A 13,127-nucleotide genomic window follows, 5' to 3' on the forward strand; every position below is an offset into this window, starting at 1 on the left:
CATTCGCCGACATCACAGTCGAGTGCCAATGGACACGGCGAGTGTCACATATGGAGATCGCCAGGCCACTACCTCGTCATCCAGTTGCTGAAACGTGCAGTTGGACCACGATTGCGCATTTTCGCGGCGGTTCAGTCAAAACTCGCCGAAACGAGACGGTGGCACACCAGTGCCCCGGCACAGCGCTGACCCGGCTTCCACCGGAAGCCGGGTCAGCGTGACAGGCTGGCTCAGATCGAGTCGAGGTCGCGCTCGATGGCGGCCAGTTCCTCCTCGGAGCCCTGCACCTTGGGGCCGGTGAACCAGTGCCGGGCCGAGACCAGCCACCACACCCCGGCGAAACCGAGCACGACCAGGACCGCGATCGGGGTGTAGTTGAAGGTCTTCGGCCCGACCGGGCTGACCTGCGGCAGCATGAACAGCACGGTGATGAAGACGACCCACGTGACCGCAATCACACCGATCGGCCGGCTCCAGCGGCCCAGATGCCACGGTCCGGGCTGGAACCGGTCACCCTGCAGCAGCCGCAGGAAGGTCGGCATTACATAGGCGATGTAGAGCCCGATCACCGCGATCGAGGTGACCGCGGCGTACGCCGTCGCGTTCCACAGGTACGGCAGGCCGAGCAGGAAGGCGCCGGCCCCGGCCAGCCAGATCGCGTTGGTGGGCGTCCGGGTCTTCGGGTTGATCTTGTGCCAGAACCCCGACGCCGGCAGCGCGCCGTCCCGGGAGAACGCGTAGATCATCCGCGAGTTGGCCGTCATCGACGACATCCCGCAGAACAACTGGGCGCCGACCACGACCAGCAGCAGCACCTTGCCGAGTGAGACGCCGACCGCGTCGATGAAGATCTGCGCGGGCGGTACGCCGGTCTCACTGCCGAGCGCGCCCTCGTAGCTCTGGATCGCGAAGGTCAGGCCGATCAGCAGCACCCAGCCGGCCACCAGCGAGACCAGGATCGACATCACGATGCCGCGCGGACCCGACCGGGCCGCGTCGTGGGTCTCCTCGGTCATGTGCGCGGACGCGTCGTACCCGGTGAAGGTGTACTGCGCGAGCAGCAGGCCGAGCAGCGCGACGTAGAAGGTCGAGCCCCAGCCGGTGTTGTTGACGAACTCGGTGAAGACGAAGTCGGCCGACTGATGGTGGTCGGGCACGAAGGCCAGGATCGCGACGATGAAGACGACGCCGACGATGTGCCACCAGACGCTGATGTCGTTGAGCCGGGCGACCAGCTTCACGCCGAGCGAGTTCAGCAGCGCGTGGACCAGCAGGATGATGCCGAACAGCAAGATGGTGTGCCCCGGCGTCGCGCTGAAACCGAACTGCAGGTCCAGCAGCGCGTTCAGGAAGAACGCGGCCCCGAAGTCGATGCCCGCGGTGACGGCGACCTGACCGAGGAAGTTGAACCAGCCGGTGAACCAGGCCCAGGCGGCACCGTTCGAGGGCGCCAGCTTGGCCGACCAGTAGTACAGGCCGCCTGCGGTCGGGTAGCTCGAGCAGACCTCGGCCATCGCCAGTCCGACCAGCAACGTCATCAGGCCGACGATCGGCCAGCCCCAGATGATCATCACCGGGCCACCGGTGTTCATCCCGAAGCCGTACAGGGTCAGGCAGCCGGACAGGATCGAGATGATCGTGAAGGAGACGGCGAAGTTCGAGAACCCCGACATCGTTCTGGACAACTCCTGCGCGTAGCCCAGCTGGTGCAGTCTTTTCTCGTCATCGGTCCGGGCCGCGGTGGGCGTGGCCGCGTCCTGTTCGCTGGTCTGGTCGTTGCTCACGAGGGCCTCCCAATGGTCTTCAGATAGACCTTTGCGGACCATTGAGACACGCGCCACACCCACTGTCAAGGAATCAGGTCAGGAAGCCCCGGAGCAGGGCCGCGGTGCCGGACAGATGCTCCTGCATCGCCTGCCGCGCCGCGGCCGGATCACCGGCCAGAATCGCGGCCACGATCGCCTCGTGCTGGTCGTTGGAGTGCTCCAGATTGACCGCCAGCAAGGGAATCGCGTCGAGCAACTCGTTCAGCCGCATCCGTACGTCGGCCGTGGCCGACGTCAGCGAGGGCGAGCCACTCACCTCGGCGATGGCCAGGTGCAGGCGGGAATCCATCCGGCGATAGTCGGCCAGCTTGGCCGACGACGTCTCGGCCAGGCAGCGTCGAAGGTGCTCGGCCTCGGCGTCGGTCAGCTCGCGGGACGCCGCAGCCTCGGCCGCACCTGTCTCCAGCGCGGACCGGAGTACGAGGGCGTCGTCGACCCCGGCGCCGAGTTCGCGGGTGAGCTGTTTGGCGCTCACCCGGCGGGGCTTGGGCAAGTGCTCGTTGACGAACGTCCCGCCGTACCGGCCGCGGCGGGACTCGACGTACCCGGCGTCCGTCAGCGCCTTGATCGCCTCGCGCAGGGTGACCCGGCTGACGTTCAGCCGGGCGGCGAGATCGCGTTCGGCGGGCAGCCGCTCACCCGGCCCGACCACGCCGAGTTTGATTGCCTGCAGCAACCGTTCGACCGTCTCCTCGAACGGGTTGCCGGCCCGTACCGGCCGGAACACCGCCTCGTCCGCAGTTGCCACCCCTGCCACCTTCTTTCCCCGTCGTGTGGCACCAGGTTAGAGCGGGGTGACGTACGCGCCCGAGATGCCTCCGTCGACGAGGAACGTGTTGGCGGTGATGAAGGACGAATCGTCGCTGGCCAGGAAGGCGACGGCGGCCGCGATCTCCTCGGGCTCACCGAACCGGCCCATCGGCACGTGCACCAGCCGGCGGTTGGCGCGCTCCTGGTCCTTGGCGAAGAGCTCCTTGAGCAGCGGCGTGTTGACCGGGCCGGGGCACAGTGCGTTGACCCGGATGCCTTCGCGGGCGAACTCGACGCCGAGTTCCCGGCTCATCGCGAGTACGCCGCCCTTCGAGGCGGAGTACGAGATCTGCGAGGTGGCGGCGCCCATCACGGCGACGAACGAGGCCGTGTTGATGATGGAGCCCTTGCCCTGGCGTTGCATGTACGGGATGACGTGCTTGCAGCACAGGTACACAGAGGTCAGGTTGACCTCCTGCACCTTGCGCCACGCCTCCAGGCCGGTCTCCAGGATCGAGCCGTCCTCCGGCGGCGAGATGCCCGCGTTGTTGAAGGCGATGTCGACGCTGCCGAACGTGTCGTAGGCCTGCTTGAACAGGTTCTCGACATCCGCGTCGCTGGTCACGTCGGTCTGCACGAACAGCCCGCCCACCTCGTCGGCGGTTGCCTTGCCGGCCGCCGGGTCGACGTCGCCGACCACCACCTTCGCGCCCTCGGCCGCGAGCCGCCGTACGGAGGCGAGGCCGATCCCGCTCGCGCCGCCGGTGACAACCGCGACCCGGCCTTCCAGACGGGTTGCCTTGACGTCCATTCAGTCCTCCGTGGAGATGTAGATGTTCTTGGTCTCGGTGAACGCGTCCAGCGCGTCCGGTCCGAGCTCGCGGCCGAGCCCGGACTGCTTGTAGCCGCCGAACGGCGTCGAGTAGCGCACCGACGAGTGCGAGTTGATCGACAGGTTGCCCGCCTCGACACCGCGTCCCACGCGCAGCGCCCGGCCGACGTCCCGGGTCCAGATCGAGCCGGACAGCCCGTACTGCGAGTCGTTGGCGATCCGCACCGCGTCGGCCTCGTCCTCGAACGGGATCACCGTGACGACCGGCCCGAAGATCTCCTCGCGTGCCGCCCGGTCGTCGGGTGAGACCGGCGCGAGCACCGTCGGCGGGAACCAGTACCCGGGTCCGCTCGGCGCACTCCCCCGGAACGCGACCGGCGCGCCGTCCGGCACGTAGCTCGCGACGCGTTCCAGCTGCTTCGCGGAGATCAGCGGCCCCATCTCGGTCGCGGGATCGGCGGGATCGCCGACCTTCACGCCCTGCACGGCCCGCTCGAACAGCTCCATGAATCGGTCGTACGCCGACCGTTCGACCAGGATCCGCGACCGCGCACAACAGTCCTGCCCGGCGTTGTCGAACACCCCGTACGGCGCCTGCGCGGCCGCCTTGGCCAGGTCGGAGTCGGCGAAGACGATGTTCGCCGACTTGCCGCCGAGCTCGAGCGTCACCCGCTTCACCTGGTCCGCGCAACCGGCCATGATCTGCTGGCCGACTGCCGTCGACCCGGTGAAAACAACCTTCCGTACTGCGGGGTGCGTCACGAACCGCTGCCCGACCACGGTCCCGGCGCCTGGGACGATCTCCAGCACGCCCGGTGGGATCCCGGCCTCCAGCGCCAGTTCGCCAAGGCGGATCGCCGTCAACGGGGTCAGCTCGGCCGGTTTGAGGACGACGGTGTTGCCCGCGGCCAGGGCCGGCGCGAATCCCCAGCCGGCGATCGGCATCGGGAAGTTCCACGGCACGATCACGCCGACCACGCCAAGTGGTTCCTTGAAGGTCAGATCGATGCCTCCGGCAACGGGAATTTGGCGGCCGAACAACCGCTCCGGCGCCGCGGAGTAGTAGTTGAGGACGTCCCGGACGTTGCCGGCTTCCCAGCGCGCGTTGCTGATCGTGTGGCCGGCGTTCTCGACCTCCAGCTGGGCGAGGTTTTCGAGATCCGCGTCCACCTTGTCGGCGAAGCGCCGAAGCAGTCGCCCGCGGTCTGCAGGTGCGAGGGAGCGCCAGGTGGTGAACGCGTCGGCAGCCCGGGCGATCGCGGCGTCGGTCTCCTCGACCGAGGCCAGTTCGATGCCGCGGACAACCTTCTCGGTCGCGGGGTTGATCACGTCGTACGTCACCGGCGCGGACTCCTCTTCTTGCCTTCAGCAACGAGTGCGGCGAACAGCCGCAGGTCTTCCGAATTCTCCTCGGGATGCCACTGCACGCCGAGGGCGAACTGCTTGCCCTCGACCTCGGCGGCCTCGACGGTGCCATCGCCGGCCCGTGCGGTCACGCGCAGGCTGTCGGCGACTTTGTCGAGCGCTTGGTGGTGGTAGCAGTGCACGCTGGTCCGCTCACCGAACAGTCGGCCGGTGAGGGTGTCCGGCTCGACCTTCACCTCGGTCCGGCCGAAAACGGCGGGGCTGGGCCGATGGTCGTCGTGGGCAACCGAGTCCGGCAGGTGCTGGTGCAGGGTGCCGCCGAGGGTGACGTTCAGCATCTGGAGGCCGCGGCAGATCGCCAGCAACGGGAGATCCGTGTCGAGAGCCGCCTTGATCAGGATGGCCTCGTGCTCGTCGCGACGCGGCTGGGTGCCGACCGTCTCGGGATGCGGCGCGGCGTCGTACGAGGTGGGGTCGACGTCACAGCCGCCGGCGATGATCAGGCCGTCGAGAAGGTCCAGGACTGTGGGGTCGGTGCCGACGGGTGGGAGGAGCAGCGGTACGCCGCCGGCCGCAACCACCGCGTCGAGGTAGACGCGCGGGAGGATGGCGGCTTCGCGCTGCCAGACTCCCCAGCTCGTTGGCTCGAGGTAGGTGGTGATGCCGATCCGGGGCCGGCGATTCGCCTGCTGGCCCTTAGAGGCGCTCGAAGCCACGGATCCGCTCCCAGTCGGTCACCGCCGCGTCGTAGGCGTCCAGCTCGACGCGGGCCGCGTTGACGTAGTGCTCGACGACGTCGTCGCCGAAGGCTTCCCGGGCGATCTTCGAACCGCCGAACAGGGCCGCCGCCTCGCGAAGGGTGGTCGGGACGTGCGGCTTGTCGGAGGTGTAGGCGTTGCCTTGCAGCATCGGCTCCATCTCCAACTGGTTCTCGATGCCATGGAGACCGGATGCGATGAGTGCGGCAACAGCTAGGTAGGGGTTGACGTCTCCGCCGGGCAGGCGGTTCTCGACGCGGAGGGATTCGCCGTGACCGACGACTCGCAGCGAGCAGGTGCGGTTGTCGAGCCCCCAGGCGACGGCGGTCGGTGCGAAGCTGCCCGGTACGAAACGCTTGTAGGAGTTGATGTTCGGCGCCAGCAGATAGGTGAACTCGGGCAAGCAGGCGAGCTGGCCGGCGATGAACCGCTCCATCAATTCAGAGAAGCCGTGCTCACCGTCACCGGCCAGGACCGCAGTACCGTCGGTACCGCGAAAGCTCAGGTGGATGTGGCACGAGTTGCCCTCGCGTTCGTCGTACTTGGCCATGAAGGTCAGGCTCTTGCCGTGCTTGGCCGCAATCTCCTTGGCGCCGGTCTTGTAGATCGAATGGTTGTCGCAGGTGGCCAGCGCCTCGTCGTACCGGAAGGCGATCTCGTGCTGGCCGAGGTTGCACTCGCCCTTGGCGGACTCGACGTACAGGCCGGCGCCCTCCATCGAGTTGCGGATGTCACGCAGCAGGGGCTCGATGCGGGCGGTGCCGAGGAGTGAGTAGTCGACGTTGTACTGGTTGGCCGGCTCGAGGTCTTTGTAGGTCTTGGTCCAGGCGGACTCGAAGGTGTCGTTGAAGACGATGAACTCGAGCTCGGTCCCGACATACGCCTTCAGCCCGAGCTCGGCGAGTCGGTCGAGCTGGCGCTTGAGCACCTGCCGCGGCGAGACGGGCATCGGGCTGCCGTCGAGCCACTGGACGTCACAGAGCACGAGCGCGGTGCCTTCGAGCCAGGGCAGCAGGCGGAGCGTGTCGAGGTCGGGGGCCATCAGCAGGTCGCCGTAGCCGCGCTCCCAGGAGGACATCTCGTAGCCGTCGACGGTGTTCATGTCGACGTCGACCGCGAGCAGGTAGTTGCACCCCTCGGTACCGTGCGCGAGCACCTCCTCGACGAAGTACCGGGCCCCACACCGCTTACCCTGCAACCGGCCCTGCATGTCCGTGATCGCCACCAGCACGGTATCGACCTGCCCGGCCGCGACAAGCTCCCGCAGACCCTCAACACTCAGCTTGCCGCCATCAGCCACAGTCACTCCCCAATTCTATTGGTCTACGACCAGTCCATTGACGCAAGCCAGACGCCCGATGTCAATGTCGTTGGCCTCCGAACTGCCTAGAGTGCACGGATGAGGTACTTCGTCGAGCCCGACCCGGCGTGGGATCTGAGCGAGCTGGACGGGGAGACCCTCAGCGTCGAGCTCAGCTGGATGCCGGATGCGCTCGCGGGGCGGCTGGAGGAGCTCGTCGCCACCCCGCCGTTGGTCCAAGCGCTCCTCGCTGCCGACGTCTCGGGCTTCAGCACCGGGCCGGCCCGCGGGTACTTCACCGAGAACAGCCTCGACGACTCGGCGGTCGCTCCGGAGCTGCGTCGGCTCGTGGTGGGCGACGATCCGGCGGCTGACCTGGCATATGTGCCGGACGTGGGGCTGGTCGCGTCCGAGCGGGCGGTCGCCGTACTACGAGCGCACTGCTCCAGCATCACCATCGAGCCGCTTCCGGCTTCCTAAACCGCAGCCGTTCAGTCGAGCAGGGCTTACAGGCACTCGCCGGCTGGATCTGCTCCCAGCTCCGCAGACCCGGCAGACTTTGGGGGTGATGATGCGACCAGGGTGCGGTGAGCGGGCGGTTGATTCGTGGCGGGCTGTTTCGCTCGCCGAACTCGCAGGGGTGGTTCGTGGGCACGCCGGTGAGGTGCCGCCGGGACGTCCGTGCATCGTTGCGGTTGACGGGCGTAGTGGGGGTGGCAAGTCCACGCTTGCGCGGCGGTTGGCGGGCGTAGTACCGGGGTCGGCGGTTGTTCATGTCGACGACGTTGCTTGGAACGCGCCGATGTTCGGGTGGGCCGAGCTTCTTGCCGGCGGGGTGCTGGAACCACTTCGACGGGGCGAAGCCGTTTCGTACCGTCCGCCCGCGTGGGAGGCTCATCGGCGTTCAGGCAGCATCGTCGTACCGGCAGACCGCTCGATGGTGATCGTCGAAGGGGTCGGCGCGGGCCGACGGGAACTCACTGACCTGATCGACTGCCTGATCTGGGTCCAGTCCGACTTCGCCGAAGCAGAGCGCCGCGGCCTCGCCCGAGACCTGGCCTCAGGCGTCAACGGCGACATCGACGCAACCATCGCCTTCTGGCACACCTGGATGGCCGCCGAAAACCCGTTCCTCCAAGCCGACCGCCCCTGGACCCGAGCCGACCTCATCACCGCCGGCTCCTCCCCTCACGTCCAAGCACCGAACACGGTCCTGATCGCAGCGGGCTCGGCGTAGTACTGCCGTGGCACCTATCGGACAGTGAACGGCTTTGCACTCTGCGGAATGACGCTCAAAATCGGGTGATCCGGCCGCCCGCCCCGCGGCCCATGATTCGAGGAGCGCTTCATGCGATCTCTCTTCACCCGCCCCCGCGCCCTGGCCGTGATCCTTGCCGGTACGGCGCTCGCCTTCAGCCCGCTCGGCGGCCAGGCCAACGCCAAGCTGCCCGCGGACCAGCTGACGAACCCGTGTTTCACCCCGGCCGAAGGGCCGTCCGCGCGTGGCGGGCATGGTCCCGACCACCGGGAGTTGTCCGCGGCCGAGCAGAAGGCGATCGATGCCAAGACGGCCCGGCTGCTCGCCGCCAAGCAGGCTCGTGGACTCGCGCCGAAGGCCGGCCAACTCGCCGCCGCCAACGTGCCGGTCTACGTCCACGTGATGCGGAGCAGCAGCGGCGCCGGGGACGTCACGAACACCCAGATCAGCCAGCAGATCGCCGAGCTGAACCAGGACTTCGCCGGTGGCGAGTCGTCGGCCGCGGCGAACACCGGCTTCACCTTCACGCTGGCCGGCACCTACCGGTACAACAACAGCACCTGGCACACGGACGGCCAGAGTACGACGTACCGGTCGCAGACCCGCAAGGGTGGCAAGAACGCGCTCAACATCTGGCTGGTCAACTTCTCGTACCTCGGAATCGCGACCTTCCCGTGGGACTACGCGAGCAACCCATCGATCGACGGCATCCGCGTGCAGTACACCTCGCTGCCCGGCGGTTCGGCCACCAACTTCAACCTCGGCAAGACGGCGACCCACGAGGCCGGCCACTGGTTCGGGCTCTACCACACGTTCCAGGGCGGCTGCACGAGCACGAACGACTCCGTAGCCGACACCCCGGCGCAAGGCAGCGCCAGCTCGGGTTGCCCGACCGGCCGCAACTCCTGCTCGCTGCCGGGTCTCGACCCGATCCACAACTACATGGACTACTCGTACGACTCCTGCTACAACCAGTTCACCCCGGGCCAAAGCACCCGGATCAGCAACGCCTGGACGGCGTACCGCGCCTGACAGGTGATTGCCCCGGCATGGCCTGGTGGACCATGGGCCGTCTAGAGTGCCGCCGATGCGTGTCCTCCTGACGGCCTGCGCCACTGCGGCAGCCTCCACGGCTCTCGCGGTGACGGGTCCGCTTGCAGCGACCGCCGCCGACCAGGGTGTCAGCACCCCGGTCGGCGGCGCACAGCTGACCACGGAGCCGACGGTTGTCGCCGCTGGGGCGAAGCCGCCGGCAGTGCAGGCGTCGGCGTACGTGCTGGCTGACATCGACACAGGCGAGGTCCTGGCGGCCAAGGCGCCCCATGCCAAGCTGCGGCCGGCCAGCACGCTCAAGACGCTCACGGCGCTGGTGCTGCTGCCGCGGCTCAACAAGGCCGACCAGGTGATCGGCACCAACGAGGACGCCCGCATCGTGGGCAGCAAGGTCGGTGTGTATCCCGGGTTGACCTACAGCGTCGACCTGCTGTTCGAGGGGATGTTCCTGGGCTCCGGCAACGACGCGGTGAACGCCCTGGTCACACACGACAAGGGCGGCGTACAGGGCACCATCCAGCGGATGAACCAGAAGGCCGCGGAGATCGGCGCACTGGACACGCACGTCACCGACCCGACCGGGCTGGACGCGGACGGGCAGTACTCGAGCGCGTATGACCTGGCGCTGTTCGCCCAGGCGGGGTTGCGGCGGCCGGACTTCGCGAAGTACGCGGCAACGAAGTTCACGAACTTCCCGCTGGCGAAGAAGGGCGGCACCTACCAGGTCGCCAACCAGAACAAGCTGCTGTTCAAGTACGACGGCGCGCTGGGCGTGAAGACCGGCTACACGACACTGGCCCGCAACACCTTCATCGGAGCCGCCCGCCGCAACGGCCACACCCTGGTCGTCACCCTGATGAACTCCCCCCACGGCATCACCGAGGACGCCACCAAACTCCTCGACTGGGGCTTCACCTCGTACTCCGCCCTGACGCCGGTCGGCACCCTCGTGAAGCCGGCCGTCGCCGCACCCCCGAAAACCACCGAGGGCACCGGCCCCAACACCTCCAAGAAGGCCTCAGCACTCCCACCCCGCCGCAACCGCCCAGCCCTGGTAGCAGCCGCAATAGTGCAATCAGCAGCCTTCAAACTCCCCGAGTGGGCCTACGCCGCCCCACCCATCCTCCTACTCCCCCTCTTCCTCCGCCGCCCCAAAGCCCTGCGTGCACGGGCCAAAGCGGCAGCGAAGGCTCGGCGCCACTAGTACTTCAGCGTTTGAAGGTGCGGGCTGCTCGGCCTAGGTGGACTGCTAGGGCTGTGGCGGTGGCGCCCAGGAGGGCGCCCGCGGCAACCGCGACGGTGTCGGCCTTGCGGGCTGGGATGGGGACCACTTTGTACTTCTTGCCGGGTGGACCTGGTAGGAGGTCGCTGTCCTTGCCTGGTGGACCCGGTAGCGAGTCGCGGCGGGAATGGGCGACGTTCGGGGTGCTGTCGGGGTCTGTTTCGAAGGGCATGGCGGCTCGGGCTGCTTCTTCTGCTTCGCCGGTGTGCCAGCGGTGGTCGAGGGTGGCTTCCTTGGTCCAGGCGGCGATCAGCATGATCACTCTGGTCATCAGGTAGATCCACACCAGCAGCGCGAGCGGGAGAGCCAGGGTGCCGTACGCCGCGTTGTTGCCCATCACGTTCTTCACGTAGCTGTTGCCGAGGCGCTGGGCCAGGTAGAAGACGATGCCGCCGGCCAAGGCCGCGATCAGTGCGACCTTGCGCGGCAGGATGATGCGGGGCATCGCGGTCTGCAGGTAGAGGAACAGCACCCCACCCGCGCCGATACCGACGACGATGCTGAACAGGGTGATGCCCCAGGTCGCCAGCCACGTGCCGTCGAGGCCGGTCCACTCGACGATGTTGTCCGACAGCCCGACCAGGATCGACGACGCGCCGGTGGCGATCAGGCCGATCACGCCCAGGCCGATCAGTGCGCCGAGATCGATGAGCTTCAGCTTGACGATGTTGCCGGGCTGGTCGTCCAGTTCGTGCATCGAGCGGATCGAGGCGCGCAGTGAGTCGATCCAGCCCAGCCCGGTCAGCAACAGTGTGGCACCGGAGATCAGTCCGATGGTGGCGGCGTTGTTGATCAACCCGTCCAGGTCGATCTGGTCGCCGATCCCCGGCAGGTTCGTCTTGATCGCCGACTTGAGCCGCTCCACCGCGGCCTGGCTCAGGAACTCACCGGTCACCGCCGCGGACAGCACGATCAGCGGGAACATCGACAGGAAGCCGAAGAAGCTCGTCGCACCCGCCAACCGGTTGCCGCGCCGATCGCCGTACCGTTTCCAGGCCCGCCACAGCTGTGTCTGACTGAACCGCTCCCAGACCGCTTTGGCCCGATCCTTGATCCCCATGCGACTCCTGTACCCCGGGTAAGGAGTCCTACCCTGCCAGCGGGAACGACCGCTGCGGCCGCCACACGCCGTCGGCGCCGTGCTCGTACCGGCTGAACTCCGCCACGTCGAAAGCGCAGTCGTACTCCGCCAGGGCGTCGTACGCGCGGTCCAGTGCGTCCTTCTCCAGATCGTGGGCCACCGTGACGTGCGGGTGGTAGGGGAAGCGCAGCTCGACCTCCAGTGGGCCGGACCGCACCTGGGACTGCAGCACCTCGCAGGACGAGATCCCCTCGGCCAGAGGGACGAACACGACCGGCGAGATCGGCCGGAAGGTCGCAGTACCGCGCAGCCGGATCCGGAAGCTCGGGAACCGGGCCGCCACCTCCAGCAGGTGTTCGTCGATCGCGGCCAGCTGGTCGTCGGCCACCTCGGTCGGCGGCAGTAGCGTGACGTGGGTCGGGATCGACGACGCCATCGGATCGCCGAACTCGGCCCGGTACTTCTGCAGCTCGGTGCCGTAGGGTTCCGCGATCGGGATCGCTACACCGATCGTCGCCATCCCGGGCCTACCGGCCCGACTCGGAGGCCACAGAGGGGCCGGGCACGAAGCCGAGCCGGTCGTAGACCCGCTGCAGCGTCGGCTCGGTCACGGCGCGAGCGCGTTCGGCTCCCGCGGCCAGGATGGCGTCCAGCTGGGCCTTGTCGTCCAGGTAGCCCATCGTCTTCTCCCGGAACGGGGTGACGAACTCGACCACCTGCTCGGCCAGGTCCTTCTTGAAGTCGCCGTAGCCGCGGCCGGCGTACTCGTCCTCGAGCTCGCTGATCTTGCGGCCGCTCAGCGCGGAGTAGATGGTCAGCAGGTTCGCCACGCCGGCCTTGTTCTCCGGGTCGAAGATCACGTCCCGGCCGGAATCGGTGACGGCGGACCGGATCTTCTTCGCGCTCACCTTCGGGTCGTCCAGCAGGTCGATGATGCCGCCCGGCGAGGACGACGACTTGCTCATCTTCGCGCCCGGCTCCTGCAGGTCGGAGATCTTCGCGGTCTCCTTGACGATGTACGGCTCGGGCAGCCGGAAGGTCTTGCCGAACCGGTGGTTGAAGCGCTGCGCCAGGTCGCGGGTCAGCTCCAGGTGCTGGCGCTGGTCCTCGCCGACCGGCACGCGGTCGGCCTGGTAGATCAGGATGTCCGCGGCCTGCAGGATCGGATAGGTGAACAGCCCGACGGTGGCGCGGTCCGCGCCGCCCTTGGCCGACTTGTCCTTGAACTGGGTCATCCGGCTGGCCTCGCCGAAGCCGGTCAGGCAGCCGAGCACCCAGCCGAGCTGGGCGTGCTCGGGCACGTGCGACTGGACGAACAGCGTCGACCGGTCCGGGTCGATCCCGGCGGCCAGCAGCTGAGCGACCGACCGGCGGGTGCGCTCGCGCAGTACCTTCGGGTCGTACTCGACCGTGATCGCGTGCAGATCGACCACGCAGTAGAACGCGTCGTGGTCGTCCTGCAGCGCCACCCACTGGCGAACCGCGCCCAGATAGTTGCCGAAGTGGAAGGAGTCCGCGGTCGGCTGGATCCCGGAGAGGACGCGTGGACGCCGCTCGGATCCGGTGGCCGGCACAGGGGCATCGTCGGAGACGGCTGCTGACATGAGCCCGATTCTGCCAGC

Annotated in this window: 13 protein-coding genes; 4 read left to right on the plus strand and 9 right to left on the minus strand. The window is 67.8% G+C overall.

Going from position 1 to position 13,127, the window contains the following annotated elements; translation table 11 throughout:
- Window positions 1-230: 230 nt before the first annotated feature.
- The 6 genes from AB0F51_RS25790 to AB0F51_RS25815 form a co-directional block, all read right to left on the minus strand.
- A complete protein-coding gene (locus AB0F51_RS25790; protein WP_360284148.1) occupies window positions 231-1,784 on the minus strand; it encodes an amino acid permease in 1,554 nt (517 codons plus the stop codon).
- A gap of 73 nt (window positions 1,785-1,857) precedes the next feature.
- Entirely contained in the window at window positions 1,858-2,574 is a 717-nt protein-coding gene (locus AB0F51_RS25795) for an FCD domain-containing protein (protein WP_360284149.1), read from the minus strand.
- A 36-nt stretch (window positions 2,575-2,610) separates the two neighbouring features.
- On the minus strand, window positions 2,611-3,387 hold the full coding sequence (locus tag AB0F51_RS25800) for a 3-oxoacyl-ACP reductase (RefSeq protein ID WP_360284150.1): 777 nt from the start codon (window positions 3,385-3,387) through the stop codon (window positions 2,611-2,613).
- Window positions 3,388-4,749 carry an aldehyde dehydrogenase family protein gene (locus AB0F51_RS25805; protein WP_360284151.1) on the minus strand — a complete coding sequence of 454 codons (1,362 nt, stop codon included), beginning with the start codon at window positions 4,747-4,749 and terminating at the stop codon, window positions 3,388-3,390. It abuts the gene before it with no gap.
- On the minus strand, window positions 4,746-5,489 hold the full coding sequence (locus AB0F51_RS25810; RefSeq protein WP_360284152.1) for a gamma-glutamyl-gamma-aminobutyrate hydrolase family protein: 744 nt from the start codon (window positions 5,487-5,489) through the stop codon (window positions 4,746-4,748). Before AB0F51_RS25810 ends, AB0F51_RS25805 begins: the two co-directional genes overlap by 4 nt.
- On the minus strand, window positions 5,470-6,837 hold the full coding sequence (locus tag AB0F51_RS25815; protein WP_360284153.1) for a glutamine synthetase family protein: 1,368 nt from the start codon (window positions 6,835-6,837) through the stop codon (window positions 5,470-5,472). The genes AB0F51_RS25810 and AB0F51_RS25815 overlap by 20 nt, the downstream gene beginning before the upstream one ends.
- Before the next feature lie 93 nt (window positions 6,838-6,930).
- Here AB0F51_RS25815 and AB0F51_RS25820 point away from each other — a divergent pair, with 93 nt between their 5' ends.
- The 4 genes from AB0F51_RS25820 to AB0F51_RS25835 all read left to right on the plus strand — a co-directional run bounded on the left by AB0F51_RS25820 (window position 6,931) and on the right by AB0F51_RS25835 (window position 10,346).
- Complete coding sequence (locus AB0F51_RS25820; RefSeq protein WP_360284154.1) at window positions 6,931-7,311, plus strand: hypothetical protein; 381 nt, start codon at window positions 6,931-6,933, stop codon at window positions 7,309-7,311.
- An 88-nt stretch (window positions 7,312-7,399) separates the two neighbouring features.
- Window positions 7,400-8,068 (plus strand): hypothetical protein, encoded by a 669-nt coding sequence (locus tag AB0F51_RS25825; protein WP_360284155.1) that lies wholly within the window; start codon window positions 7,400-7,402, stop codon window positions 8,066-8,068.
- A 111-nt stretch (window positions 8,069-8,179) separates the two neighbouring features.
- A complete protein-coding gene (locus AB0F51_RS25830) occupies window positions 8,180-9,121 on the plus strand; it encodes a M43 family zinc metalloprotease (protein ID WP_360284156.1) in 942 nt (313 codons plus the stop codon).
- 55 nt (window positions 9,122-9,176) lie between these two features.
- Complete coding sequence (locus tag AB0F51_RS25835) at window positions 9,177-10,346, plus strand: D-alanyl-D-alanine carboxypeptidase (RefSeq protein WP_360284157.1); 1,170 nt, start codon at window positions 9,177-9,179, stop codon at window positions 10,344-10,346.
- Between the two features lie 4 nt (window positions 10,347-10,350).
- Here the strand turns inward: AB0F51_RS25835 and AB0F51_RS25840 are convergent, their stop codons facing one another.
- Genes AB0F51_RS25840 through trpS form a run of 3 tightly spaced genes read right to left on the minus strand, consistent with a single transcriptional unit; the run spans window position 10,351 to window position 13,109 of the window.
- Complete coding sequence (locus AB0F51_RS25840) at window positions 10,351-11,484, minus strand: YihY/virulence factor BrkB family protein (RefSeq protein WP_360284158.1); 1,134 nt, start codon at window positions 11,482-11,484, stop codon at window positions 10,351-10,353.
- Between the two features lie 28 nt (window positions 11,485-11,512).
- On the minus strand, window positions 11,513-12,025 hold the full coding sequence (locus AB0F51_RS25845; RefSeq protein ID WP_360284159.1) for a 2'-5' RNA ligase family protein: 513 nt from the start codon (window positions 12,023-12,025) through the stop codon (window positions 11,513-11,515).
- 7 nt (window positions 12,026-12,032) lie between these two features.
- On the minus strand, window positions 12,033-13,109 hold the full coding sequence (gene trpS, locus AB0F51_RS25850) for a tryptophan--tRNA ligase (RefSeq protein ID WP_360284160.1): 1,077 nt from the start codon (window positions 13,107-13,109) through the stop codon (window positions 12,033-12,035).
- Window positions 13,110-13,127 lie beyond the last annotated feature (18 nt).

The organism is Kribbella sp. NPDC023855 (assembly GCF_040639475.1).
Classification (GTDB): domain Bacteria; phylum Actinomycetota; class Actinomycetes; order Propionibacteriales; family Kribbellaceae; genus Kribbella.